Source organism: Actinomadura sp. J1-007, from assembly GCF_009793335.1.
GTDB classification, from domain to species: Bacteria; Actinomycetota; Actinomycetes; order Streptosporangiales; family Streptosporangiaceae; genus Spirillospora; species Spirillospora yumaensis.
This window is the reverse complement of the sequence record NZ_WING01000002.1, coordinates 642,302-666,940: the sequence shown is the minus strand read 5'-3', so window position 1 is coordinate 666,940 and position 24,639 is coordinate 642,302. Positions and strand designations below refer to the sequence as shown.

Below are 24,639 nucleotides of genomic sequence, written 5' to 3'. Positions count from 1 at the left end.
CGGGCGTCGGCACGGGGTGGTTCTTCCAGGAGTCGGGACGTGGGGGAGCTTCGCGGCGGGCGGGCCGCCGCGCGCCGTCACGGGTGCGGCGCGGGGACGGGGGTCAGGACGCGGGGTCGCCGCTCGTCTCGCTCTCGGCCGAGCCGGGCTGCGGCGGCACCGCCGCGCGCGCGGCGCCGGGGCCCCCGTCGGCGGGCGCGGGCGGCGCGGGGTCGGCCGCGGCGGCTCCGGAACCGGCGGACGCGGGGTCGGCCGCCGCGGGGGCGGGCGCCTCGACGGGCCGGCGGCCCAGCATGTCGATGCGGTTGAGCGCCGGGGTGCGGGCGATGACCTTGGTGAAGCTGACGAACTCGCTCGCGGCGTTCAGCCCGACGAGGCCCGCGAGGACGGCGAGGCGGGGCCCGCGCCCGAGGCGGGTGGCGGCGAGGCCGAGGAGCGCGCCGAGCGCGTTGGAGCCGGTGTCGCCGAGCATGGCCCGTTCGGCGAGGTCCTCGGGGAGCAGCGCGGCGGCGGCGCCGAGCGGCGCGGCGACCAGGGCCGAGCCGGACGGGGTGAGCGCGAGCGGGACGCCGGTGATGAGGCCGACCTTGATCGCGCGCCCGGGGCGCAGGTCGAACAGGTTCATCAGGTTGGCGCTCCCGGCCACGATCGCGCCGTTGACGAGCGCGTCGAACGCGCGGCCGGAACGGGACGGCGCGGGCGACCCGGCGATCGCGGCGGCGGCGAGGCCGGTCGCGCCGATGCCGAGGATCTTCACCGCGCCGCTGGTGACCTCGCCGCGGGCGAGCGCGGCCAGGTGCCCCTTGAACCCGCGCGACGACGCGGAGCCCGCCAGGTCGTCGTAGCCGCCGAGGACGCCCGATCCGGCGCCCGCGAGGAGCGCGGCGGCGCGGGCGCGGCCGGGCACGCCGGGCGCGAGGAGGCCGGCGGCCGCGGCGCCCGCGACGAACGCCGGGCCCTCCAGGAGGGTGACGGGCTCGCCGCGGTGGTTGGTGCGGCCCCACACCTCGGCGCCGTCCAGGCCGTTCATCCCGGGGGACGGCGCGTCAGCGCGGTGTGGGCGGCGCGGGCCGCGGCGGCGCCGAGGGCCGTGCCCGCCAGCAGGCGCGCGCCCCTCGCGGCGGCGCCGGCCGCGCCCTTCACCGCGCTCCCCGCCGTGCTGCTCGCCGCGTCCCCGACCGTGCCGGAGGCGATGCGTCGGTCCATCGAGGTCACCCGTTCTTCCCCGCTGCGGGCGCGGGCGAGGGCAGGTAGCCGCTCACGCCCGAGCCGATCCCGTAGTGTCCGGACTTGCCGCCCATCTCGTTCTGGAGCGCGAGGAGCGCCACCACCTGGCCGGACGAGGTGTCGACCATGTCGGCGGTGGAGACCGACTTCTCGGCGTCGGAGTCGCGCAGCGCCTTGATCAGCCCGCCGTCCTGGGCGGCGGTGAGCGGGCCACCGACGACGGTACCGCGATCGGCGGCGTCGAGGGCGGTGGCCAGCGAGATCAGCGCCTTGTTGTCGGCGTCGCGCCCCTCCGCCGCGTACGGGGTGGACGGCGCGACCATCACCGCGAGGGTCGCGTGCTGGCCCGGCTTGCCGCTGGTGGTGACGTACCCGGCCTGCCGGAACCCGTTGAGGACGGTGCCGCCGGAGGCGTCCTCCCGGCCCGCCTTCGCGGCGTCGCGGGTGACCAGCGCGGACGCGAGCACCGTGCCCGCGCGCCCGTACGGGCCGTCGGCGGCGGGCAGCTCGACGCCGTCGGGCTTGAGCTGGGTGGCGAGCTCGTCGACGGTCTCGGTCTGGTTGTCGTCCAGGTACTTCTTCTGGATGGTGACCCGGCCGGTGACGGCGGCGCCCGCGTTCTTGGCCAGCTCGCTGACCTGCTCGATGCTGTCGTTGCTCGCGCCCGGCGTCTCGACCAGCACGACCGACTGGCCCTTGAGGCGCTCGGCGACCGTCTGCGTGCCGAGCACCGAGGCGTACTGCTCCTCGCCGTCGATCTGGTGCTGGAGCTGCCGCTGCTGCGTGCGCGCGTCGTTCAGCCCCTTGGACGCCGAGTTGGCCTGCCGCTTCAGCGTGTCGGTCACCGAGTCGGACAGGGTGGTGGAGCCGAGCACGATGCCGAGCGCGAGGGCCAGGAAGATCGCGACGATGGAGACGAGGTGGTAGCGGAAATCGATCACGTGAAGAGTCCGGTCAGCCAGAAGAGGAAGGCGTGCCAGCGGTCGGCGAGCAGGGGGCGCAGCACGTCCCCCACCGGTGACATGAACACGGCGGTGGTCATGGCGACGAACGCGCCGAGGACGAGGAACATCAGCGACCAGGTGGAGATCCGGCTCCGGTAGAGCCGGCTCACCCCCTTGGCGTCGACGAGCTTGCTGCCCACCCGCAGCCGGGTGAGGAACGTGCTCGCCATGCCCGCGCGGCCCTTGTCGAGGAACTCGACCATGTTGGCGTGCGTGCCGACCGCGACGATGAGCGTGGCGCCCTTGTCGTCGGCGAGCAGCATCGCGATGTCCTCGCTGGTGGCGGTGGCGGGGAACGTCACGGCCTCCTGGCCGAGCTCGTGCACCCGCTGGAGGCCGGGCGCGCGCCCGTCGCGGTAGGCGTGCACGACGATCTCCGCGCCGCTGGTCAGCGCGTCGTCGGAGACCGAGTCCATGTCGCCGACGATCATGTCGGGACGGTAGCCGGCCTCCAGCAGCGCGTCCGCGCCGCCGTCCACGCCGATCAGCACCGGGCGGTACTCGCGGATGTAGGGCCGCAGCGTCGCGATGTCCTCGCGGTAGTGGTAGCCGCGCACGACGATCAGCGCGTGCCGCCCGTCGATCTCCGTCTCGACGTCCGGGACGCCGACGCCGTCGATGAGCAGGTCGCGCTCGCGCTTGACGTACTCCATCGTGTTGGCGACGAACGCCTCCAGCTGGTGCGCGAGGCCCGCCTTCGCCTCCACCAGCGCCGCCTCGACGGTCTCGGGCGTCTGCGCGGTGCCCTTGGCGACCACGTCCTCGCCCTTGAACACCGAGGAGTCCTCGACCCGGACCTGGTCGCCCTCCGCCAGCTTGACGAAGATCTCGGGCCCGACGTCGTCGACGAGCGGGATCCCGGCGTCCACGAGGATCTGCGGGCCGAGGTTGGGGTAGCGGCCCGAGATGCTCGGCGCCACGTTCACCACCGCGCCGACCTCGCAGGACACCAGCGCCTCGGCGCTGACCCGGTCGAGGTCGACGTGGTCGATCACCGCGACGTCGCCCGGCTGGAGCCGCTTGGTCAGGTCCTTGGTCCGCCGGTCGAGCCGGGCGGCGGCGGTCACGCCCCGGCGGCCGTCGTCGCGGCCCCGGCCGAGCGCGCGGACGCGCCGCGGCAGCTTCGGTGACCGCCGGGCGCGGCGCTCGGCGCCCCGCTCGGTCGTCGGAGACGGATCGTTCATCGTTTGCCATCCTGCCAGAGCGCCGAAGGTGACACCTGCAACGACGAGCGGCGAGGCGTGTTCGTTCGTGCGCTCTGCGTAGTTTCGGAGTGCTACAGGGCTTTGGAACGCTTCGCGCGGGGCGTGCGGCCTGGGCGCGCGCCGTTCCCTGGGGGGCGGGGGCCCGGCGGTCTCGCCGGGTCAGCGTTCTTCGGCGGCGAGCTCCAGGAGTTCCTCGGCGTGGGCGCGGCCGAGCTCGGAGTCCTCCAGCCCGGCCAGCATCCGGGACAGCTCCCGGACGCGGCCCTCGCGGTCGAGCGCGGTGACGCCGCTGCGGGTGACCGTGCCGTCGTCGGACTTCTCCACCAGCAGGTGCTGGTCGGCGAACGCGGCGACCTGCGGGAGGTGGGTGACGACGATCACCTGCGCGTTGCGGGCGAGCCGGGCGAGGCGGCGGCCGATCTCGACGGCCGCCTTGCCGCCGACGCCCGCGTCGACCTCGTCGAACACGAACGTCGGGACGGGGTCGGCGCCCGCGAACACGACCTCGATCGCGAGCATCACGCGGGACAGCTCGCCCCCGGACGCGCCCTTGTGCAGCGGCAGCGGCGGCGCGCCGGGGTGCGGCGCGAGCCGTACCTCGACCTCGTCGGCGCCGTGCGGGCCGTACTCCCCCGTCTGCGCCACCGTGACCTCGACGCGGGCGTGCGGCATCGCGAGGGCGGTCAGCTCGGCGGTGACGGCGGCGGAGAACCGCTCGGCGGCGCGGGCGCGGACCGCGCTCAGCTCGGCCGCCTCGGCGGCGAGCCGCTCGGTCAGCTCGGCGTGCTCGGCGGTCAGCTCCTCGATGCGCCCGTCGTCGCCCTCCAGCTCGGTCAGGCGCGCCGCGGACCGCCGCGCCCACTCCAGCACGCCGTCGATCGTCTCGCCGTGCTTGCGGGTCAGCGCGGTCAGCTCGGCGCGGCGCTCCTGGACGGCGGCCAGCCGCGCCGGGTCGGCGTCGACCGACTCGGCGTACGAGGCGAGGTCGGTGCCGACGTCGGAGACGAGGTAGCCCGCCTCCGCGAGCCGGTCGGCGAGGCCCGCGAGCTCGGGGTCGTGGTCGCGGACGGCGTCGAGCGCGTTGCGGGCCGTGCCGAGCAGGCTCACCACGTTGGCCGCCTCGAACGCCGCGGCCGGGTCGCCGAGCAGCGCCTCGTGCGCCGCGTCGGCGGCGCCGCGCAGCGCGTCGGCGTGGCCGAGGCGCTCCTCCTCGGCGGCCAGCTCGGCGTCCTCGCCGGGCTTCGGGTCGACCTTCTCGATCTCCTCCAGGCCGAAGCGCAGCAGCTCGGCCTCCTGCGACCGCTCCCGCGAACGGGTCGTCAGCTCCTCCAGCAGCGCGGTGACCTGCCGGTGCCGCTGGTAGGCCCGGGTGTAGGCGCGCATCGGCTTGGTGAGGGCGCCGCCCGCGTAGCGGTCGAGCGCGCCGCGCTGCCGCCCCGCCTGGAGCAGCCGCTGCTGGTCGGACTGGCCGTGCACGGCGACCAGGTCGTCGGCCAGGTTGATCAGCAGGCTGACCGGGACCGACCGGCCGCCGAGGAACGCCCGCGACCGGCCCTCCGCCGACACCGACCGGGTCACGATCAGCATGCCGTCGTCGAGCTCGCCGCCCGCCTCCTCGACCCGTTCGACGACCCGGCCCCCGGCGTCGACGACCAGCCGGCCCTCGATCGTGGCCTTGCCGGCGCCCGGCCGGACCCGCTGCGGGTCGGCGCGCCCCCGAACAGCAGGCCGAGGCTCGTGACGACCATCGTCTTGCCCGCCCCGGTCTCGCCCGTCACGACGTTGAAGCCCGGGGACAGATCGAGCACGGCCTCGTCGATCACGCCGAGGCCCTGGATCCGCACCTCATCGACCATCGGACGCACCAGCGTCACAACCCCTCGCAAACGATCCCGGTTCCAGCGCCTCGCTTGGCTCGCTTGGTGAGATTATCGCCCCTGCCCGGTTCCGGCTGCCCCGCCGGCGGCGTGCGATCCGCCGCTCCCGCCCGCGCGGGGCCGGTCCGCGCCGCCCGCCGCCGGGTCGCCCTCGCCCCCCGCGGGGACCTGCTCGACCTGCGCGTTCCCGTCCGGCGCGGGCTGCGCGGCGGTCTGCCGCACCCGTCCCCGCCAGCCGGTGACCGGCAGCCCGAACTTCGTGACGAGCCGATCGGTGAACGGCGTCAGATGCAGCCGCGCGAGCCGTACGGGCTCGGTGCCCCTGCGCACCTCCACGCGCGCGCCCGGGGGGAGGTCGAGCGTGCGGCGCCCGTCGCTCCACAGGACGGCCCGGGGCGTGTCGGGCAGGACCTCGATCGCCACGACCGAACGCGGCGACACCACCAGCGGCCGGGCGAACAGCGAGTGCGCGCTGATCGGCACGACCAGCATCGCCTCCACCTCCGGCCACACCACCGGGCCGCCCGCCGAGAACGCGTAGGCGGTCGAGCCGGTCGGCGTCGCGCACACCACCCCGTCGCAGCCCCAGTTGGACAGCGGCCGCCCGTCGATCTCGGCGACGACCTCCAGCATCCGCTCCCGCTCGGCCTTCTCGACGGTCGCCTCGTTCAGCGCCCACGTCGTGCCGGTGACCGTGCCGTTGCGGCGGACGACGACGTCGATCGTCATGCGCTCCTCGACGTCGTAGCGGCGCGTGACGACCCGGTCGACGGTCGCGGCCAGGTCCTCGCGCTCGGCCTCGGCGAGGAACCCGACGTGCCCGAGGTTGACGCCGAGCAGCGGGGTGCCCGCCGACCGCGCGAGGTCGGCCGCGCGCAGCAGCGTGCCGTCGCCGCCGAGGACCATCACCACCTCGGCGCCCTCGGCCGCCGCGGACGTGCGCGGCATCACCTCGACGCCGGCGCAGCCGATGTCGTCGGCCTCGCCGTCCAGCACCCGGACCCCGATCCCCGCCTCGCTCAGCCGCTCGATGACGAGCTGCGCGCTGCGGACCGCCTCGGGGCGCCCCGTGTGCGCGACGACGAGCACCGATCTGCTGCTCACTGCGGGCCCTCCGTGATGGCCTCGGCCAGCTCTGCCTCGTCCAGCGGCGGCGCGTCGGCGCGCAGCCACAGGAAGTACTCCACGTTGCCCGACGGGCCGGGCAGCGGGCTCGCCGTCACCCCGCGCACGCCGAGCCCGAGGGTCGCCGCGTGCGCGGCCACGCCCCGTACCGCCTCGGCGCGCAGCCCTGGGTCGCGGACGACGCCTCCGGCGCCGACCCGGTCCTTACCCACCTCGAACTGCGGTTTCACCATCATCGCGTAGTCGGCGCCGGCGGCCGTGGCGCCCTGCACGGGCCCGAGCACGAGCCGCAGCGAGATGAACGACAGGTCGCCCACGACCAGGTCGGGCAGCGGCTCGCCGAGCATCCCCGGCTCCAGGTCGCGGATGTTGACCCGCTCCAGCACGGTCACGCGGTCGTCGGTGCGCAGCGGCCAGGCGATCTGCCCGTAGCCCACGTCGACCGCGTACACGTGCTCCGCGCCGGCCCGCAGCAGCACGTCGGTGAACCCGCCGGTGGACGCGCCCGCGTCGAGGCACCGCCGCCCCGCGACCTTGAGGTCGGCGAACGCCTCCAGCGCGCCCGCGAGCTTGTGCCCGCCGCGCGACACGTAGTCGGGGCCGGCGTCGCCCTCGGCGAGGAGGATGGCCGCGCCCGCGTCCACCTGCGTGGCCGCCTTCCCGGCCACCTGCCCGGCGACCTTGACGCGCCCGTCGGCGATGAGCTGCCCCGCCTGCTCCCGCGACCGCGCCAGTCCGCGCCGTACCAGCTCGGCGTCCAGCCGCCGACGGCTCATCCCCGCCCCTCCGGCCGCCCCGGCCCCGACCAGCCGTGAGCCGGACCGCCCTGCGGCGGACGGCCCTGCACCGGACCGCCGTGGACCGGACCGCCCTGCGGCGGGCGGCCCTGCACCGGACCGCCCTGGGCCAGACCGCCGTGGGGCGGGCGGCCCTGCCCCGGCCTGCCCTGGGCCAGACCGCCCTGCCCCGGGCCGCCCTGCCCCGGGCCGCCCTGCGGCGTGCGGCCCTCCGCCGGCCCGCCGAGACCGCCGGGACCGCCGCTGTGGGCGGGGGGCGGGGCGGGGCGGGGGTGGCCGGGGTGCTCCGGACGGGGCGCGGCGGGCGGAGCGGGGGCGGGGCGCAGCGCGTCCGGGAAGCGGCCGGGGCGGGCCTGGTCGTCCTGGTCGGCGGACGCCAGCAGCTCCTGGAGCCGCTGGTGGACGTCCTCGAAGATCTCCACGTGCTCGGCCACGGGCGCCCCGCCCAGCTCGGCGAGGCGGGCCAGGGCGGTGTCCACGCGCGGGTCGCCGGTCGGCTCGGGCGGCGGCCCGCCGGGCCGCCGCTCGAACGCGGGCCGCTCGGGCGCGGGCCGTCGCGGCTCGGCCGCCGTCTCCGCGGCCTCGTCGGACATCACGATTACCTCCATGGGGCCCCGGACCGCGGGTCGCGGGTCGCTTCGGGCTCAGTCAGAACGCTACCGTCCCTTCACGACATCGTTGTCGACCGAACGGGGAACGGCCTGACCATGGCGAACGAGGACGATTGCCGCGCCGCGCTCGACCGCATCGCCGAGCGCCTCGCGCAGGTGGACGCCGACAAGCTCGCCGAGCACGTCGTCGAGCGGACGATCAGCGCCCGCATCCCCGACGCGGGCCTCGCCTATCGCACGCGCATCCACGCGGGGGGCCTCGACCCGTTCCAGCCGACCGACGACCCGAAGAGCGCCCAGGTCCGCCTCACCGTGGGCAGCGACGACCTGGTCGCGATGGCCCGCGACGAGCTGAACCCGGCCAAGGCGTGGGCGACCGGGCGGCTCAAGATCGAGGCGAGCATCTTCGACCTGCTGCGCCTGCGCAAGCTGCTGTGAGCCGGGGCGGCGTCACCGCCCGGCGAGGCCCAGCCGCTCCAGCGGCGCGGCGAACCCCTCCGGCGCGACCGGCCGCTCCGCGTCCCACACGGCGGCGGCCAGCGCGCGCAGCCCGTCGTACGGGTCGCCCGAGCCGGTGAGTTCGACCGTGTCCCCGCGCGCGCCGTCCAGCCCCCGCAGCGGCGGTCCTCGCCGTCCCGCACGACCTCGGGGTGGGGGACGAGCAGGCCGCCGAGGTCGGCGGCGAGGTAGGTGGGCCGGTGCTCCGGCTCCGCCGCCAGCAGGGTCGCCGGGTCGGTCACGCCGGTGAACACGAGCAGGCTGTCGGCGCCGCCGTTGTGCGCGCCCTCGATGTCGGTGTCGAGCCGGTCGCCGACGACGAGGGGCCTGCGCGCGCCCGTCCGCAGGATCGACTCCTGGTGCAGCGGGCGCTCAGGCTTGCCCGTCACGACCGGTTCCCGGCCCGTCGCCGAACGGATCACCTGGAGCAGCGACCCGTTCCCGGGGAACGGCGGCCCGTCCCCGCCCGGCAGCGTCCGGTCCCCGTTGGACCCGACGAACAGCGCGCCCTGGCTGACGGCCCGCGACCCTTCGGCGATCAGCCCGTACTCGATGCCGGGCGCGTAGCCCTGCACCACCGCGGCCGGGCGTTCGGAGGCGTGCGACACCGGCCGGAGCCCCTGCGCGTACAGGGCGTGCCGGAGGCCCATCCCCCGACGACGAGGACCTTGGACCCGGCGGGGACCCGTTCGGCGACGTAGCGCGCCGCCGCCTGCGCCGACGTCACCACGTCGTCGGCGGACGCCGGGACCCCGACGTCCGCGAGGAGCCCCGCCACCGCCGAGGGCGTACGGGAGGCGTTGTTGGTGACGAAGGCCAGCCGCTGCCCGGCGGCACGCGCCTTGGCGAGCGACTCCGCCGCGTTCGCCACCGGCTTGTGCCCGATGTAGACGACGCCGTCCAGATCCAGCAAGGCGACGTCGTACGCCTCGCTCAACGGCCGCTCGCTGCCCTTCATCGCGCTCCTCGTCGGTCGTCCGTCGGGGTCCACAGCATCCCATCCGCCGGGCGGGGGCCTCCGGGCGGCGTCGCCGTGAGGGGAAGGAGGGCTCACTCGCGGGAGGCCAGCGTGGCGCGGGCCTGCCGGAGGGCGTTGGCGTAGTCCTTGTTGTCGGGACGCATCGCGGCGGCGAGGGCGAGGTGCTCGACGGCGCCCTCGAAGTCGCCGAGGCGGCTCAGCGCGAGCCCGAGGCCGAACAGGGCGTAGTCCTCGGCGGGCTCCTCGCGGACGATCTCGCGGAACGTCTCGGCGGCGTCGCCGAAGCGGCGCGTCCCGAACTGGGCGCGGGCGAGGGCCTCGCGGATGCTCAGGGACGCCGGCTCGGCGTCGGCCGCGCGGGTCAGGAGCTGAAGGGCCGCCGCGGCGCTGCCGGTCCGCAGCAGCTCCAGGCCCCGGGTGTACCACTCGTAGACGCCGCCCCCGGGCGCCGCCGGTTCCTCCCCCTGGGAATCCTCGGGCCGTCCGGGCCCTTGAACACTCATGTGGACCTCCCCTCGGACACTGATCGTCATGACGGTACCCGGCGGGCGCGCGGACGCCCCCCGGTGATTACCATGCCCACAGTGGACGACGACCTCCCCTCGGGCCTCGGGCCCGAGGAGTTCAGCGCCTGGATCTTCGGCGCCGCGGCGCCCCGGGCCGAGGGAGGGCTCGTGCTGGCGCCGTTCCGCGGCGTCCGGTTCGTCCCGGATGTCGTGGGCGATCTGGCGTCGGTCACCACGCCGCCGTACGACCTGATCGACGAGGACGCGGTGCGGCGGCTGCTGGCGAGCGGCGGGCACAACATCGTCCGGCTGATCCTGCCGCGGGCGGACGGCCAGGGGTACCGCGAGGCGGGCGAGACGCTGTACCGGTGGCTGGACGAGGGCGCGCTGGCCGCCGACCCCGACCCGGCCCTGTACGTGTACGAGGCGTCCGAGGGCGGCGCCGTGCGGCAGCGCGGCCTGATCGGCGCGCTCGGGCTGCGCGCCGAAGGCGACCGCGTCGTGCTCCCCCACGAGAACGTGTTCCCCGGGCCGGTGCGCGACCGGCTCGCCCTGATGGCCTCGGCGAACGCCAACCTGGAGCCGATCTTCCTGGTGTACGAGGGCGGCGGCGACGCGGCGCGGATCGTCGACGAGACGGCGGCCACCGCGGCGCTGGCGGAGTTCCGCGCCGACGACGGGTCCGCGCACCGGCTCTGGCGGATCACCGACCCCGGGCTGCACGCCCGGATCGCGTCCGACCTGCGGAACCGCCGGGCGCTGATCGCCGACGGCCACCACCGGTACGCCACGTACCGGGCGCTCCAGGCCCGCCACCACGCCGCCGGCCACGGGCCGGGCCCGTGGGACCACGGGCTCGCCCTGCTGGTCGACTCGACCGCCTACCCGCCGCGTCTCGGCGCGATCCACCGCGTCCTGCCCTCGCTGGAGCCCGCCGCGGCCCTCGAACGCGCGCGCACGGTGTTCCGCGTCGCCGAGCAGCCCGACCTGCTCGCCGGCGTCGAGGCGCTCGCCGCGGCGCGGGGGCCGGCGTTCCTGCTGAGCGGCGGCGGCCGGCCGCACCTGCTCACCGACCCCGACCCGGCGCGGCTGGCCCGCGCCATGCCCGCCGAGCACTCGCCGCGCTGGCGCGGCCTCGACACGGCGGTCCTCGACCACCTGCTCGTCCGCGGCGTCTGGGACGTCCCGGAGAACGAGCGCAGCGTCGAGGTCGTCCACGACGACCCCGTGGCCGCCGCCGACCGCGCCCGGCACACCGGCGGCACCGCGGTGATCCTCAACCCGCTGAGGGTCGAGGACGTCCTGGCCATCGCGGGCGAGGGCGAACGGGTCCCGCGCAAGTCCACCTCGTTCGGCCCGAAGCCCCGCACCGGCCTCGTCCTGCGCCTCCTCGACGCCGCCCGGTGACACGCCCCGATCCGCCCGCCCGGACGGCTCCAGCCGGAGACCGCCCGCGGCCCGACCGACCCCGTCCGGAGGGAACGACGAACATGGCCAAGCTCATCGACAAGGTCGCGTGGCTGCACCTGGAGGGCGGCCGGATCCTCAGCACCCGTTCACGCGGGAAGGACGCGTACTACCTCCCCGGCGGCAAGCGCGAGGCGGGCGAGAGCGACCTCGACACGCTCCAGCGGGAGATCGCCGAGGAGCTGACCGTGACGATCCTGCGCGACACCGCCGTCCACGCCGGCACCTGGGAGGCGCGGGCGCACGGCCACGCCGAGGACGTCACGGTCCGCATGACCTGCTACCACGCCGACTACACCGGCACGCTCGCGCCCAGCCACGAGATCGAGGAGGTCGTCTGGCTCGGCTACGCCGACCGCCCCCGCGTCTCCCCGGTGGACCAGCTCATCTTCGACGACCTGCGCCGCGCCGCCCGCCTCGCCTGAGCCCGGGGCGGTGGCACGCCGCGGGTGGCACGACCGCGCCTCCGGGAGCGATGATCGCTCCATGGACACCACGACGACGATCACTCCCCTCGGCGGCGACGTCTACGAGATCGACACCCGGATGGCGGGCTACGCGGGCATCACCGCCGGATACCTGATCATGTCCGACCGGCCGTGCCTGGTGGAGCCGGGCACGGCCGGGTCCGCGCCCGTGGTGCGGCGGGCGCTCGCCGACCTCGGCGTCGGCCCGGCCGACCTGGCGACCGTCGTGGTGACCCACATCCACCTCGACCACGCGGGCGGCGTCGGCGACATCGCCGAGACGTACCCGGACGCCGAGGTCGTCGTGCACGAGAAGGGCGCGCGCCACCTCGTCGATCCCGAACGGCTCATGCGCAGCGCCCGCATGGTGTACGGCGACAGCCTCGACACGCTGTTCGGCGAGCTGAGGCCCACCGAGGCGCACCGCATCCGCGCCGTCGAGGAGACCGGCGTCATCGACCTCGGCGGGGGCCGCCGCCTGGAGTCGCACTACTCCCCCGGCCACGCCAAGCACCACGTCGGGCTCGTCGACTCGCAGACCGGCGACCTGTACGTCGGCGACGCCGCGGGCATCTACATCCCGGAGACCGCGGACGTGCGGCCCGCCACGCCGCCGCCGGACTTCGACCTGGAGACGGCACTGAAGTCGCTCGACCGGTTCAAGGCGCTCCAGCCCGAACGGCTCCTGTTCGCGCACTACGGGCCCGTGTCGGAGGTGGCCGACACGCTGGACCGGTCGGCCGAGGAACTGCGCGTCTGGGTGGACGCCGTGCGCGGCGCCCGCGACGAGGGCCTCGACCTCGACCACGCCGTCGCGATGGTCGTCGACCGCACCAGCGAGCGCTACGCCGTCACGCGCGACGACGCCGACCCGGACCTCGCCGCCAAGCAGGAGATCCTCAGCAGCGCCAGGAGCAACGTCGCGGGCATCATGCACGCCCTCGACCGGCACGCCTGACCGCGGTCACCGGCGGAACGGGCCGGCCACCTCGAACGTGAACCCGTCCGTTCCGCCGACGAACCCGCTCTCGCCCCGCTGCGACGAGAAGTACAGGCGGCGCCCGTCCGGCGAGAACGCCGGCCCGGTGATCTCCGACTCGTCATGGCCCAGCACCTGGAGGAACGGCGCGACCACCCCGTCCGGCGTGATCACGTTGATCTCCATGTCGTCGCCGTCCTCGGCGACGTAGAGGTCGCCGGACGCCGCGCCGGTGAGGTTGTCCACCCCGTGCAGGGGCGCCTCGCCGCCGGTGACCAGGTCGTCGTCGTACGCGATGTCGAGCCGTCCCTCTTCCGCGTCGTACGCCCACACGCGGTTGTCGCCCTTGGTCGTGAAGTAGCACACGCCGCCCGCGTAGTAGCAGCCCTCGCCGCCGTCGAAACGCATCGCGCCCGACACCTGCGCCCGCGTGGGCGTGACCCAGAGCTGCGGATTGGGGACGCGTTGCCAACCCACCGGGCCCGTACCGGTGCCGACCATCACGTCCAACGTCCCGTCCGCGAGGTCGCCCCACGTCTTCGGCGTGAACCGGTAGAAGCACCCGTCCGGCTGGTCCTCGGTGAGGTAGACGGCCTTGCGGTCGGGGTCGCAGGCCGCCGCCTCGTGCTTGAAGCGCCCCATCGCCGGACGCGGGCGCGCGGCCTTCACCCCGCGGGGATCGGTCTCGTACACCAGCCCCAGTCGTGCTCCTCGCAGGACAGCCACGCGCCCCACGGCGTGGCCCCGCCCGCGCAGTTGAGCGTGGTCCCGCTGAGAACACGGTAGGCGGACGTGACGCGCCCGCCCGCGTCGAACCGTACGGCCGACGCTCCCCCGACCAGCGGGACCTCGGAGTTGCTGACGTAGATCCAGCCGTCCCCGTCGGCGAAGCACGCGCCGCCGTCGGGCGCGGGATGCCAGGTGTGGCGCGTCCCCTCGACCCGCTGGAGGGAGCGCGCCACGACCCGTCCGGTGAAGCCCTCCGGAAGCCGGAGGCCGTTGGCGTCGGCGGCCAGCAGCGGACCGTACGGACCGGGCCCGGGTTGCGCGGGCCCGGCGAACGCCTCCTGCCACAGTGCTCCGGAGAAGGCCGTCGCACCGCCAGCGACGGCCGCGGCGCGCAGGAACGTGCGTCGGTTCAGGGGCATGGCGCTCCTCACAGGATCCGTTCCGGACCGCGATGAAGCCGATCACCACCGGACGACCCCGGTGGCCCCGAACGGCACGATCCCGTGAATATCCGGTGAAAAGCCCCGCCCGTCAAGACCTCTGACCGGCGCGCGTCACTCCCCCGCCGACGGCCGTTCCGGCCCCTCCGGCTTGGGCTCCAGGAAGATCACGTTCGCCTCCGGGGACTCCTCGCCGACCCCGTCCTGCCCGGAGCCCTCCTGCTCGTCCTGCCCGGCCGCGACGTCCTCCGGAGCCGCCTTGAACTCGATCGCCGTGGCATCGCCGCCGACCGCCTCCACGAAGCCCTCAGACGCACCCTCTCCGCCCGAAACCCCGCCAGAAGCACCCAAGCCAGCCCCAGCCACGCCAACCCGCCCGACGCCCGCCTCAGCCCCTTCGGCCGAACCTCCCTCATCCTCTCCGACACGGGATCCCGCAGCAGGAGAACCGCCGTCCGGCTCCTCACCTACATCGCCACCCACCGCAGCAGGAGAAGCACCGTCCAGCCCCTCGCCCGCACCACCGCTCCCCGCAGCACGCCCCTCAGAGCCCGAGCCCTCCGAAGCCGCGCTGACAGAGCGGTCCGCAAGCCCCTCGCCCGCTTCAGCCGAGCCGCCAGATCCAGCCGAACCACTTCCAGGAGCCGCAGCACCGGACGCACCCTCACGCCCCGCACCCGCCTCCCCGGCCGCGCCAAGCACACCCGCAGCAGACTCATCGCCAGCAGAGACGTCCGTACGCCCCTCATCCGCATCTCCAGCGGCCTCGGGCGCGTCGCCGTTCTCCGCCGCGCTGGGCAGAACCGCATCCGGGTCCGCCACGCCATCAGCACCCCTGCCGCCCTCAGCGACAGCGTCACCGCCCTGGGCGTCCTGGAGTGCCTGCGAGGGAGCGTCGGAACCGTCGTCGGGAACGCGCTCCGCGGCGGCAGTCGCCGAGGCGGCGACGTCGGAGGCCTCGACGGCTTCCGCGGCCCGCTGGTCAGCGACGGCGGAGCCTGCGGCGACGTCCGGCGTCCCGCCCTCGGACACGTCCGCCTCCAGGCCGAACTCGTCCTCCACGGTGTCGAGGATGTCCAGACCTTCGAGGTCCGCGTAGCGTTCGGCCGCGTCCGTCTCTCCGTCCCGGTCGGCCGCCGCCGCCCTGGCGAACCAGTCGGACGCCTCCTCGGTGCGTCCCGCGTCGACGAGCGCGTCCGCGTAGGCGTAGAACAGCCTCGCCGACCACGGGCGCAGCCGCCGGTCCCGAAGCTCGGGCACCTGGAGCGTGACCACGGCCGCGTCGAACTGCCCGAGGTCACGACGCGCGCCCGACTCCACGATCCGGAGTTCGACGCGCCCCATCGGGTCGAGCTTCTTCGCCTCCGGCGCCTTCACCAGGTCCAGGGCGCGTTCCGGACGGCCGAGGCCGCGCTCGCAGTCCGCCATGACCGGCAGGTACGAGTCCTCACCGGCGTGCAGGCGCCGCGCGGCGCGCAGCTCGGCGAGCGCCTCCGCCCACTCACCCGTGTAGTACGCCGCGAGCCCGGCCGCCTCACGGACGATGCCGACCCGCGAAGCCAGCCGCCGCGCGGCCCGCGCGTGCCGGTACGCCAGCTCGGCGTCGTCCTCGGCGAGCCTGCCCGCCATCACCAGATGACGCGCGACCCGGGCCGCCAGATCCTTCGGCAGCGTGCGCAGCTCGGCCCGCGCGTCGACGTCCAGCTCCTCACCGGTGACATCGTCCGGGAGCGTCGGATCGTCGTGCTTGGGCGCCTGCACCTCCCGCTCGCGACCGGAGTCACGACGGTCGGACCGGTCCCGAGGCGGGCCATAGGAACGTCCGCCGCCATCCTGCGGACGGCGCGGCCCACGTCCCTTGAACGTCTTGTCGCGGTCACCGCCAGGGCGCCGCCCTTCACGATTGCCCTCGAACCGCCGTCCACCCGAACGCTGACCCGAGTCACGATCCTGCCGGAACCCGCCGGCCCGCCGGTCCCGCCGCCAGGACGCCTCTCGCGGCTCTCGTTCCGCTCACCGGACCGCCCCTGAAAACGACGATCCTGCGGACGCCCCTGGAACTTCCGCTCCTGCGGACGTCCCTCAAACTTCCGCTCTTGAGGACGTCCCTCGAACTTCCGTCCGTCCGAACGCCCCTCGAAGTTCCGCCCCTGCGGCCGTCCCCCGAACTTCCGCTCTTGAGAACGCCCTTCGAACTTCCGCCCCTCCGGACGCCCTTCAAACTTCCGGTCCTGCGGCCGGCCCTGGAACTTCCGCTCCTCCGAACGCCCCTCGGAACCCCGCTCCTGCGGACGACCTTCGAACCTCCGGTCCTGCGGCCGGCCCTCGAACTTCCGTCCCTCCGGACGCCCCTGGAACTTCCGATCCTGCGGCCGGCCCTCGAACTTCCGCCCCTCCGGACGGCCCCGGAAATCACGGCCTTGAGGCTTTCCACCCTCAGGACGCTTGTCTTCCCGCGAACCACCGGCGCGAGGACCACGGGGACCGCCGTATCCGGCCCCTCCCCGTTCGCCCTGCTGGCCGCGGCGGTCATCAGACCCCCTGAACGGCCGGCTCGGACGACGTTCATCACGCTGTCCTCCGGACCGCTCCTGGCGATCCTTCCAGCCACCGCCACCGCCACCGCCACCGCCGGCCCCGGCGGGCCGCCCCCAGCACCGGGCCGCCCGCCTGACGCGGGCCGTCCACCGGAGCCGGTACGGCCACCGCCGTTCGGTCGCCCACCGCCCTGGGGCCCACCGCCGCCCGCGGGACGGCCGCCGGAGAACGAACCGCCACGCGGGCCGCCGTTCCCCTGCCTACCGCCCTCACCGGACCGGTTCTCCGAACGGCCGCGGCCGCCCTGAAAGCCACCGGACCGAGGCGCACCGCTACGAGGGCCTGCGCCCTTCCGAGGTCCGGCCCCACCGGGCCCGCCGCGGGGGTCGCCCCCGCGCCGGTCGGGCGTGCCACGCCCTCCGCCCTTGCCACGCCGCTCGCGGTTCTCGTCGCTGCGGCCGTCCTCTTCCGCGCTCATCACGTCCGTCACAGTTCTCGGTGGTTCGTGGACTCTTGCAGCCTACTTTGAGCAGGACCCAGACATGCGTCGAGGGCCGCTCCGATTAAAGAATCGAAACGACCCTCGACCAAATAAAGTCCGGCGGTGTCCTACTCTCCCACACAGTCTCCCGTGCAGTACCATCGGCGCTGAAGGGCTTAACTTCCGGGTTCGGGATGGGACCGGGTGTTTCCCCTTCGCCAAAACCACCGAACGACCAACCCCGACACCACCCCACGAGGGGTTGTGCGGGAAACTCTTGGCCGCCCAAGCAACATCCGGCTCAGGCAACAACTATTCACACATCAAAAACCACACGGATCAAAGAACCCGCGAACGGGGTCTTCGGGTTCCCGGTTGTTGTTCGGGAACCACACAGGGACGCGAGCACACCAGGCGCCGACCACCCCCGATAACGGGGGCGGCGGGGTCTGTCGATTGGTTTGAACGTTGTGTGTGTTCAAGCCACTCGGCCTATTAGTACCGGTCAACTCCACACGTTACCGTGCTTCCATGTCCGGCCTATCAACCCAATGGTCTGTTGGGGGCCTTACACCCACAAAAGGGGTGGGAGAACTCATCTCGAGGAAGGCTTCCCGCTTAGATGCTTTCAGCGGTTATCCCGACCGAACGTAGCCAACCAGCCGTGCCCCTGGCGGGACAACTGGCACACCAGAGGTTCGTCCGTCCCGGTCCTCTCGTACTAGGGACAGACCCTCTCAATTCTCCTACGCGCGCAGCGGATAGGGACCGAACTGTCTCGCGACGTTCTAAACCCAGCTCGCGTGCCGCTTTAATGGGCGAACAGCCCAACCCTTGGGACCTACTCCAGCCCCAGGATGCGACGAGCCGACATCGAGGTGCCAAACCATCCCGTCGATATGGACTCTTGGGGAAGATCAGCCTGTTATCCCCGGGGTACCTTTTAGCCGTTGAGCGACACCACTTCCACACGTAGGTGCCGGATCACTAGGCCCTGCTTTCGCACCTGCTCGACATGTCTGTCTCACAGTCAAGCCCCCTTGTGCCCTTGCACTCACCACCTGATTGCCAACCAGGCTGAGGGAACCTTTGGGCGCCTCCGTTACTCTTTAGGAGGCAACCGCCCCAGTTAAACTACCCACCAGGCACTGTCCCCCACCCGGATCCACGGGTGCGGGTTAGACGCTCAAAACGACCAGAGTGGTATTTCACCAACGACTCCACCCAGACTGGCGTCTGGGCTTCACAGTCTCCCACCTATCCTACACAAGACGCTCCAAGCGCCAATGCCAAGCTGTAGTGAAGGTCCCGGGGTCTTTCCGTCCTGCTGCGCGAAACGAGCATCTTTACTCGTACTGCAATTTCGCCGGGCCTGTGGTTGAGACAGCGGGGAAGTCGTTACGCCATTCGTGCAGGTCGGAACTTACCCGACAAGGAATTTCGCTACCTTAGGATGGTTATAGTTACCACCGCCGTTTACCGGCGCTTAGATTCTCAGCCTCGAAAACTCGCGTCTTCTAACCGGTCCTCTTAACGTTCCGGCACCGGGCAGGCGTCAGTCCGTATACAGCGTCTTACGACTTCGCACGGACCTGTGTTTTTAGTAAACAGTCGCTTCCCCCTGGCCTCTGCGACCACACCCAGCTCCGGAGGCATGCTCCATCACCGGGCCTGGTCCCCCTTCTCCCAAAGTTACGGGGGCAATTTGCCGAGTTCCTTAACCACAGTTCACCCGATCGCCTTGGTATTCTCTACCTGACCACCTGAGTCGGTTTGGGGTACGGGCCGCCGGTACACTCGCTAGAGGCTTTTCTCGGCAGCATGGGATCACTCACTTCACCTAAAACGGCTCGGCATCACATCTCACCCTGTGTGTGCCGCGGATTTACCTACGGCACGGGCTACCTGCTTACCCCAGGACAACCACCGCCTGGGCTGAGCTACCCTCCTGCGTCACCCCATCACTCACCTACTACCCCCTCGGGTCGACCGCTAGGCCCATCCCGGTCCCCGAAGGAACCAGGCGGGATTCAGGGTCTTAGCATCAGAGGGTTCAGCGTTGGCGCATACCAGCGGGTACGGGAATATCAACCCGTTGTCCATCGACTACGCCTGTCGGCCTCGCCTTAGGTCCCGACTTACCCTGGGCGGATTAGCCTGCCCCAGGAACCCTTGGTCATCCGGCGCACACGTTTCTCACGCGTGATTCGCTACTCATGCCTGCATTCTCACTCCCACACCCTCCACCGCACGATCACTCGACGGCTTCACCGGACGCAGGACGCTCCCCTACCCACCCCAGCATCAGCTGGAGTGCCACGGCTTCGGCGGTGTGCTTGAGCCCCGCTACATTGTCGGCGCGGAATCACTTGACCAGTGAGCTATTACGCACTCTTTCAAGGATGGCTGCTTCTAAGCCAACCTCCTGGTTGTCACGGCAACTCCACATCCTTTCCCACTTAGCACACGCTTAGGGGCCTTAGCCGATGATCTGGGCTGTTTCCCTCTCGACTACGAAGCTTATCCCCCGCAGTCTCACTGCCGCGCTCTCACTTACCGGCATTCGGAGTTTGGCTGACGTCAGTAACCTTGTAGGGCCCATCAGCCATCCAGTAGCTCTACCTCCGGCAAGAAACACACGACGCTGCACCTAAATGCATTTCGGGGAGAACCAGCTATCACGGAGTTTGATTGGCCTTTCACCCCTAACCACAGGTCATCCCCCAGGTTTTCAACCCTGGTGGGTTCGGGCCTCCACACCGTCTTACCGGCGCTTCACCCTGCCCATGGCTAGATCACCCCGCTTCGGGTCTACAGCATGCGACTCACAACGCCCTATTCAGACTCGCTTTCGCTACGGCTACCCGCCACCGGTTAACCTCGCCACACACCATAACTCGCAGGCTCATTCTTCAAAAGGCACGCCATCACGAACAACACTCCCCGAAAGGAGTGCTGAGGACGCTCTGACGGCTTGTAGGCACACGGTTTCAGGTACTATTTCACGACCCCTCACCGGGGCACTTTTCACCTTTCCCTCACGGTACTGGTCCGCTATCGGTCATCAGGAAGTATTCAGCCTTACCACGTGGTCGTGGCAGATTCACACGGGATTTCACGGGCCCCGTGCTACTCGGGACAACACCCAGGAGACAACATGATTTCGCTTACCGGACTCTCACCGTCTACGGTCGGCCATCCCAAACCGTTCAACTATCACATTGTTTTATAACTCCCCGCCAGACTGGTAGACCTGACCGGATGCTCCCACAACCCCGCACACGCAACCCCTACCAGGTATCACACGCGCACGGTTTAGGCTCCTCCGCTTTCGCTCACCACTACTCACGGAATCACTTTTGTTTTCTCTTCCTGCGGGTACTGAGATGTTTCACTTCCCCGCGTTCCCACCAACCGCCCTATACATTCAGACGGCGGCGACACCCCATGACGGGTGCCAGGTTTCCCCATTCGGAAATCCCCGGATCACAGTCTGGTTGCCGACTCCCCGAGGCATATCGCAGGCTCCCACGTCCTTCATCGGCTCCTGATGCCAAGGCATCCACCGTATGCCCTTAAAAACTTGAACACACAAAACGATCAAACAAATCGCAGACAAGACACCAACCCCCGACACCACCCGCCGGCCCCAACCCCCTCACCGGAAAAACAGTCAGAAGGAAGAAAGACCAAGATGGTCGAGGTCGAGTCTCGCCAGAGATGCTCGCGTCCACTGTGCAGTTCTCAAACAACAAACGAGTCCACCAAACCCGCACAGCTGAAAAGCATGCGGAGTCTGGTCCCGTAGTCCAGAAGAAACACCCCAACCCCCTCCACCCACACCAACGAGTCGGTGTGTGTTCAAGGGGGCTGAAGGGCCCGTTTCCTCAGGACCCAACAGCGTGCCCACCCCACCACCAGCCCGACACCGGCGACTCCCACTCCCCACACAGACCCAAAGAGTCCGCGGGGCGGTACTTGCCGGCTCACACGGGCGGTGAGCTGAATAGCCAGTGCTCCACATCTATGAGCAGCCACCCGGCGAACATGCGCCGCCGATGATGGCCACCGACCACAACCTCCCCACGGGGAGGGGTGTGGCCGATTGGTGCTCCTTAGAAAGGAGGTGATCCAGCCGCACCTTCCGGTACGGCTACCTTGTTACGACTTCGTCCCAATCGCCGGCCCCACCTTCGACCGCTCCCCCCGCACAAGGCGGTTGGGCCACGGGCTTCGGGTGTTGCCGACTTTCGTGACGTGACGGGCGGTGTGTACAAGGCCCGGGAACGTATTCACCGCAGCGTTGCTGATCTGCGATTACTAGCGACTCCGACTTCACGAAGTCGAGTTGCAGACTTCGATCCGAACTGAGACCGGCTTTAAGGGATTCGCTCCACCTCACGGTATCGCAGCCCTCTGTACCGGCCATTGTAGCATGTTTGCAGCCCAAGACATAAGGGGCATGATGACTTGACGTCATCCCCACCTTCCTCCGAGTTGACCCCGGCGGTCTCCCATGAGTCCCCACCCGAAGTGCTGGCAACATGGAACGAGGGTTGCGCTCGTTGCGGGACTTAACCCAACATCTCACGACACGAGCTGACGACAGCCATGCACCACCTGTCACCGGCCCAAAAGGACCCCGCATCTCTGCGGGTTTTCCGGCGATGTCAAGCCTTGGTAAGGTTCTTCGCGTTGCGTCGAATTAAGCAACATGCTCCGCCGCTTGTGCGGGCCCCCGTCAATTCCTTTGAGTTTTAGCCTTGCGGCCGTACTCCCCAGGCGGGGCGCTTAATGCGTTAGCTACGGCGCGGAATCCGTGGAAGAACCCCACACCTAGCGCCCAACGTTTACGGCGTGGACTACCAGGGTATCTAATCCTGTTCGCTCCCCACGCTTTCGCTCCTCAGCGTCAGTACAGGCCCAGAGAACCGCCTTCGCCACCGGTGTTCCTCCCGATATCTGCGCATTTCACCGCTACACCGGGAATTCCATTCTCCCCTACCTGCCTCTAGTCTGCCCGTATCCACCGCAGACCCACAGTTAAGCTGTGGGCTTTCACGACAGACGCGACAAACCGCCTACGAGCTCTTTACGCCCAATAATTCCGGACAACGCTTGCGCCCTACGTATTACCGCGGCTGCTGGCACGTAGTTAGCCGGCGCTTCTTCTGCACCTACCGTCACTTCCGCTTCGTCGGTGCTGAAAGAGGTTTACAACCCGAAGGCCGTCATCCCCCACGCGGCGTCGCTGCGTCAGGCTTCCGCCCATTGCGCAATATTCCCCACTGCTGCCTCCCGTAGGAGTCTGGGCCGTGTCTCAGTCCCAGTGTGACCGGTCGCCCTCTCAGGCCGGTTACCCGTCGTCGCCTTGGTAGGCCATCACCCCACCAACAAGCTGATAGGCCGCGAGCCCATCCCCAACCGAAAAACTTTCCACCACCCGGCCATGCGACCAATGGTTGTATCCGGTATTAGACCCAGTTTCCCGGGCTTATCCCAGAGTCAGGGGCAGGTTGCTCACGTGTTACTCACCCGTTCGCCGCTCGAGTACCCCCGAAGGGGCCTTTCCGCTCGACTTGCATGTGTTAAGCACGCCGCCAGCGTTCGTCCTGAGCCAGGATCAAACTCTCCATCAAGGCACAACGACAAGCCCAGGGGCGAACCCAGACCCGCCAAACCTCAGGAAACAATCCCAGCAAACAACCCCAAACCAACGTTCAGGGCCGTATTGCCTCAAAGAAATCCCCAACCACCAGCCAACAAACGACCGGCGGCCACGGGGCGACCCGACCCAAAAAGATCGAGCCGATAAAGGCACTGGCTTTTAACACGCTGTTGAGTTCTCAAGAAACGGACACCCACCGCGCCAGACCCACTCACGCGGGCCTTGCTCCGGGGCAACCCTTCAAGCCTACCCGATCCGTCCGGTTACGCAAACCTTGTCCGGTTCGGGGTTCCATGTCCCGTCTGGGCGCGAAAGATCCGCGTCCATCAGGTCTCTGGAGGTTCCCCGGGGTCGGCCGCCGTCTCCGGCGTCCCGCTCCCCTTGGGGCAGGTAGAACACTAGGTCGCCCCGCCGGGACCGTCAAATCAAGCCTCTGGAGCACGAAAGCGCAGGTCACGCTGGCTTTTGCCGCCCTGTAGAGGCCCCGGGTCCGGTACCCGTGACCGCACTGTGACGTTGAACTGACAATGTTTCCCGCTCAGCGGCCCCCTCAAACACCAGGGATGCCCGCCCGGAACGCTTCCGGGCGGGCATCCCTTGAGGCCCACGAGCCGCCGCGCGTCGCAGCCGTGCACGGCTCCGCGTCGGTGGAGTCTGCCGGTTCAGGCGGGCTGAGCAGCTCCTAGCCGGCGGTCACCTCGATGCCGCCGACGTTGCGCTTGCCTCGGCGGAGGACCAGGTAGCGGCCGTGCAGGAGGTCCGTGGCGGCCGGAACGGCGTCCTCCGACTCGACCTTGGCGTTGTTGAGGTACGCGCCGCCCTGGCCGATCGTCCGCCGTGCCTCCGACTTGCTCTTGCACAGGCCGGACTCCACGAACAGGTCGGTCACGGGTGGCAGGTCGCCCGGCGGGACCTCGGCGCGCGGTACCTCGGCGAGGGCGGCGCGCAGGGTCCGTTCGTCCAGCTCCTCAAGGACGCCCTGGCCGAACAGCGCGCGCGAGGCCGCGACGACCCGTGCGGTCTCGTCGGCTCCGTGGACGAGCGTGGTCAGCTCCTCCGCCAGCGCGCGCTGCGGGGCGCGGGCGGCGGGACGGTCGACGCCCTGCTTGATCAGGTCCTCGATCTCCTCGCGGGTGCGGAAGCTGAAGACCTTCAGGAGCTTCTCCACGTCCCGGTCGTCGGCGTTGAACCAGAACTGGTAGAACGCGTACGGCGAGGTCAGTTCGGCGTCGAGCCAGTACGTCTCGCCGCCGGCGGTCTTGCCGAACTTCGTCCCGTCGGCCTTGGTGAGCAGGGGCGTGGTGAGGGCGTGCGCGGTCTCGCCCTCGGCGCGCCTGATCAGGTCGGCGCCCGCGGTGAGGTTGCCCCACTGGTCGCTGCCGCCCGTCTGGAGCCTGCACCCGTACCGCCGGAACAGCTCCAGGTAGTCCATCGACTGGAGCAGCACGTAGCTGAACTCGGTGTAGCTCATGCCGGTCGAGTCGAGCCGCTTCTTGACGGTGTCGCGGGCGAGCATCCGGTTGACCGGGAAGTGCTTGCCGATGTCGCGCAGGAACTCGATGGCGGTCATCCGGCCGGTCCAGTCGAGGTTGCTGACCATCAGGGCGCCGTTCGGCGAGTCGTCGAAGTCCAGGTACCGCGACACCTGGCCGCGGATCCGCTCGACCCATCCGGCGACGGTCTCCTCCGAGTTGAGGACGCGTTCGGCGCTCTTGCCGGACGGGTCGCCGATGAGGCCGGTGGCGCCGCCGACCAGGCCGATCGGCCGGTGCCCCGCGCGCTGGAACCGGCGCAGGGTGAGGAGCTGGATCAGGTTGCCGAGGTGCAGCGACGGCGCCGTCGGGTCGAAACCGCAATAGAGCGTGACCGGCCCCGCGGCGAGCAGGGCGCGCAGTTCGCCCAGATCGGTGGACTGCGCGATCAGATCGCGCCACGCGAGGTCATCCAGGATGTCGGTCACGTTCTCCCTCGTCTCCGGCTTGCTTCGACGTCACCCACCAGCGTGCCCGATGGGCCGTCCCACACGGTAACGATATTCAAC

General features: G+C 71.0%; 13 protein-coding genes, 3 rRNA genes and 4 pseudogenes. 4 read left to right on the top strand and 16 right to left on the bottom strand.

The genetic code is table 11. The features are described 5' to 3' along the window. Window positions 1-103: 103 nt before the first annotated feature. From GEV43_RS37025 to GEV43_RS55475, 8 genes and pseudogenes are all read right to left on the bottom strand, one after another. Window positions 104-1,143: pseudogene (locus tag GEV43_RS37025) on the bottom strand (hypothetical protein). 68 nt (window positions 1,144-1,211) lie between these two features. Next, window positions 1,212-2,168 carry a copper transporter gene (locus GEV43_RS37020; protein WP_160825385.1) on the bottom strand — a complete coding sequence of 319 codons (957 nt, stop codon included), beginning with the start codon at window positions 2,166-2,168 and terminating at the stop codon, window positions 1,212-1,214. Further along, window positions 2,165-3,415, bottom strand: a complete 1,251-nt coding sequence (gene steA / locus GEV43_RS37015; protein WP_160825384.1) for a putative cytokinetic ring protein SteA — start codon at window positions 3,413-3,415, stop codon at window positions 2,165-2,167. The genes GEV43_RS37020 and steA overlap by 4 nt, the downstream gene beginning before the upstream one ends. 180 nt (window positions 3,416-3,595) lie before the next feature. Next, a pseudogene (gene recN / locus GEV43_RS37010) lies at window positions 3,596-5,292 on the bottom strand (DNA repair protein RecN). Window positions 5,293-5,364: 72 nt separating this feature from the next. After that, on the bottom strand, window positions 5,365-6,417 hold the full coding sequence (locus GEV43_RS37005) for an NAD kinase (RefSeq protein WP_160825383.1): 1,053 nt from the start codon (window positions 6,415-6,417) through the stop codon (window positions 5,365-5,367). Beyond that, window positions 6,414-7,214 (bottom strand): TlyA family RNA methyltransferase, encoded by an 801-nt coding sequence (locus GEV43_RS37000; protein WP_160825382.1) that lies wholly within the window; start codon window positions 7,212-7,214, stop codon window positions 6,414-6,416. Before GEV43_RS37000 ends, GEV43_RS37005 begins: the two co-directional genes overlap by 4 nt. After that, window positions 7,211-7,831, bottom strand: a complete 621-nt coding sequence (locus tag GEV43_RS36995; RefSeq protein ID WP_160825381.1) for a hypothetical protein — start codon at window positions 7,829-7,831, stop codon at window positions 7,211-7,213. Before GEV43_RS36995 ends, GEV43_RS37000 begins: the two co-directional genes overlap by 4 nt. Before the next feature lie 60 nt (window positions 7,832-7,891). Continuing rightward, window positions 7,892-8,095, bottom strand: a complete 204-nt coding sequence (locus GEV43_RS55475) for a hypothetical protein (RefSeq protein WP_309240258.1) — start codon at window positions 8,093-8,095, stop codon at window positions 7,892-7,894. Between GEV43_RS55475 and GEV43_RS36990 the strand changes: the two genes are divergently transcribed. Then, window positions 8,003-8,284 (top strand): SCP2 sterol-binding domain-containing protein, encoded by a 282-nt coding sequence (locus GEV43_RS36990; protein WP_309240235.1) that lies wholly within the window; start codon window positions 8,003-8,005, stop codon window positions 8,282-8,284. The two genes, GEV43_RS55475 and GEV43_RS36990, sit on opposite strands and share 93 nt — an antisense overlap. Before the next feature lie 12 nt (window positions 8,285-8,296). On the opposite strand, the pseudogene GEV43_RS36985 reads toward GEV43_RS36990, so the two are convergent. Both GEV43_RS36985 and GEV43_RS36980 read right to left on the bottom strand, forming a co-directional pair. Beyond that, window positions 8,297-9,302: pseudogene (locus GEV43_RS36985) on the bottom strand (HAD-IIA family hydrolase). Between the two features lie 92 nt (window positions 9,303-9,394). Then, window positions 9,395-9,826, bottom strand: coding sequence for a tetratricopeptide repeat protein (locus GEV43_RS36980; protein ID WP_160825379.1), 432 nt, complete (start codon window positions 9,824-9,826; stop codon window positions 9,395-9,397). Window positions 9,827-9,898: 72 nt separating this feature from the next. On the opposite strand from GEV43_RS36980, the gene GEV43_RS36975 reads away from it, so the two are divergent. From GEV43_RS36975 to GEV43_RS36965, 3 genes are all read left to right on the top strand, one after another. After that, a complete protein-coding gene (locus GEV43_RS36975) occupies window positions 9,899-11,236 on the top strand; it encodes a DUF1015 family protein (protein ID WP_160825378.1) in 1,338 nt (445 codons plus the stop codon). Between the two features lie 83 nt (window positions 11,237-11,319). Then, entirely contained in the window at window positions 11,320-11,721 is a 402-nt protein-coding gene (locus tag GEV43_RS36970; RefSeq protein WP_160825377.1) for an NUDIX domain-containing protein, read from the top strand. Between the two features lie 61 nt (window positions 11,722-11,782). Then, the gene (locus GEV43_RS36965; RefSeq protein WP_160825376.1) at window positions 11,783-12,721 is read left to right on the top strand and encodes an MBL fold metallo-hydrolase; all 939 of its coding nucleotides are present in this window, start codon (window positions 11,783-11,785) and stop codon (window positions 12,719-12,721) included. A 6-nt stretch (window positions 12,722-12,727) separates the two neighbouring features. On the opposite strand, the pseudogene GEV43_RS36960 reads toward GEV43_RS36965, so the two are convergent. The 6 genes and pseudogenes from GEV43_RS36960 to tyrS all read right to left on the bottom strand — a co-directional run bounded on the left by GEV43_RS36960 (window position 12,728) and on the right by tyrS (window position 24,558). Then, window positions 12,728-13,890, bottom strand: a pseudogene (locus tag GEV43_RS36960) (alkaline phosphatase PhoX). 135 nt (window positions 13,891-14,025) lie between these two features. Further along, window positions 14,026-15,540, bottom strand: a complete 1,515-nt coding sequence (locus tag GEV43_RS52085) for a hypothetical protein (protein WP_241684177.1) — start codon at window positions 15,538-15,540, stop codon at window positions 14,026-14,028. A 1,505-nt stretch (window positions 15,541-17,045) separates the two neighbouring features. Then, window positions 17,046-17,162, bottom strand: a 5S ribosomal RNA gene (rrf, locus tag GEV43_RS36950). Window positions 17,163-17,404: 242 nt separating this feature from the next. Then, window positions 17,405-20,519, bottom strand: a 23S ribosomal RNA gene (locus tag GEV43_RS53435). A 530-nt stretch (window positions 20,520-21,049) separates the two neighbouring features. Further along, window positions 21,050-22,569, bottom strand: a 16S ribosomal RNA gene (locus GEV43_RS36940). The 16S, 23S and 5S rRNA genes sit together here, the layout of an rRNA operon. A 711-nt stretch (window positions 22,570-23,280) precedes the next feature. Next, window positions 23,281-24,558: a tyrosine--tRNA ligase gene (gene tyrS, locus GEV43_RS36935; RefSeq protein ID WP_160825375.1), complete on the bottom strand. Its 1,278-nt coding sequence runs from the start codon at window positions 24,556-24,558 to the stop codon at window positions 23,281-23,283. Window positions 24,559-24,639: the final 81 nt, after the last annotated feature.

What these genes read in the sequence shown, in the direction of transcription:
- steA (WP_160825384.1), bottom strand. Translation starts at nt 3,415, where the DNA reads ATGAACGATCCGTCTCCGACGACCGAGCGGGGCGCCGAGCGCCGCGCC.
- GEV43_RS37000 (WP_160825382.1), bottom strand. Translation starts at nt 7,214, where the DNA reads ATGAGCCGTCGGCGGCTGGACGCCGAGCTGGTACGGCGCGGACTGGCG.
- GEV43_RS36980 (WP_160825379.1), bottom strand. Translation starts at nt 9,826, where the DNA reads ATGAGTGTTCAAGGGCCCGGACGGCCCGAGGATTCCCAGGGGGAGGAA.
- GEV43_RS36975 (WP_160825378.1), top strand. Translation starts at nt 9,899, where the DNA reads ATGCCCACAGTGGACGACGACCTCCCCTCGGGCCTCGGGCCCGAGGAG.
- GEV43_RS36970 (WP_160825377.1), top strand. Translation starts at nt 11,320, where the DNA reads ATGGCCAAGCTCATCGACAAGGTCGCGTGGCTGCACCTGGAGGGCGGC.
- GEV43_RS36965 (WP_160825376.1), top strand. Translation starts at nt 11,783, where the DNA reads ATGGACACCACGACGACGATCACTCCCCTCGGCGGCGACGTCTACGAG.
- GEV43_RS52085 (WP_241684177.1), bottom strand. Translation starts at nt 15,540, where the DNA reads ATGGCGGGCAGGCTCGCCGAGGACGACGCCGAGCTGGCGTACCGGCAC.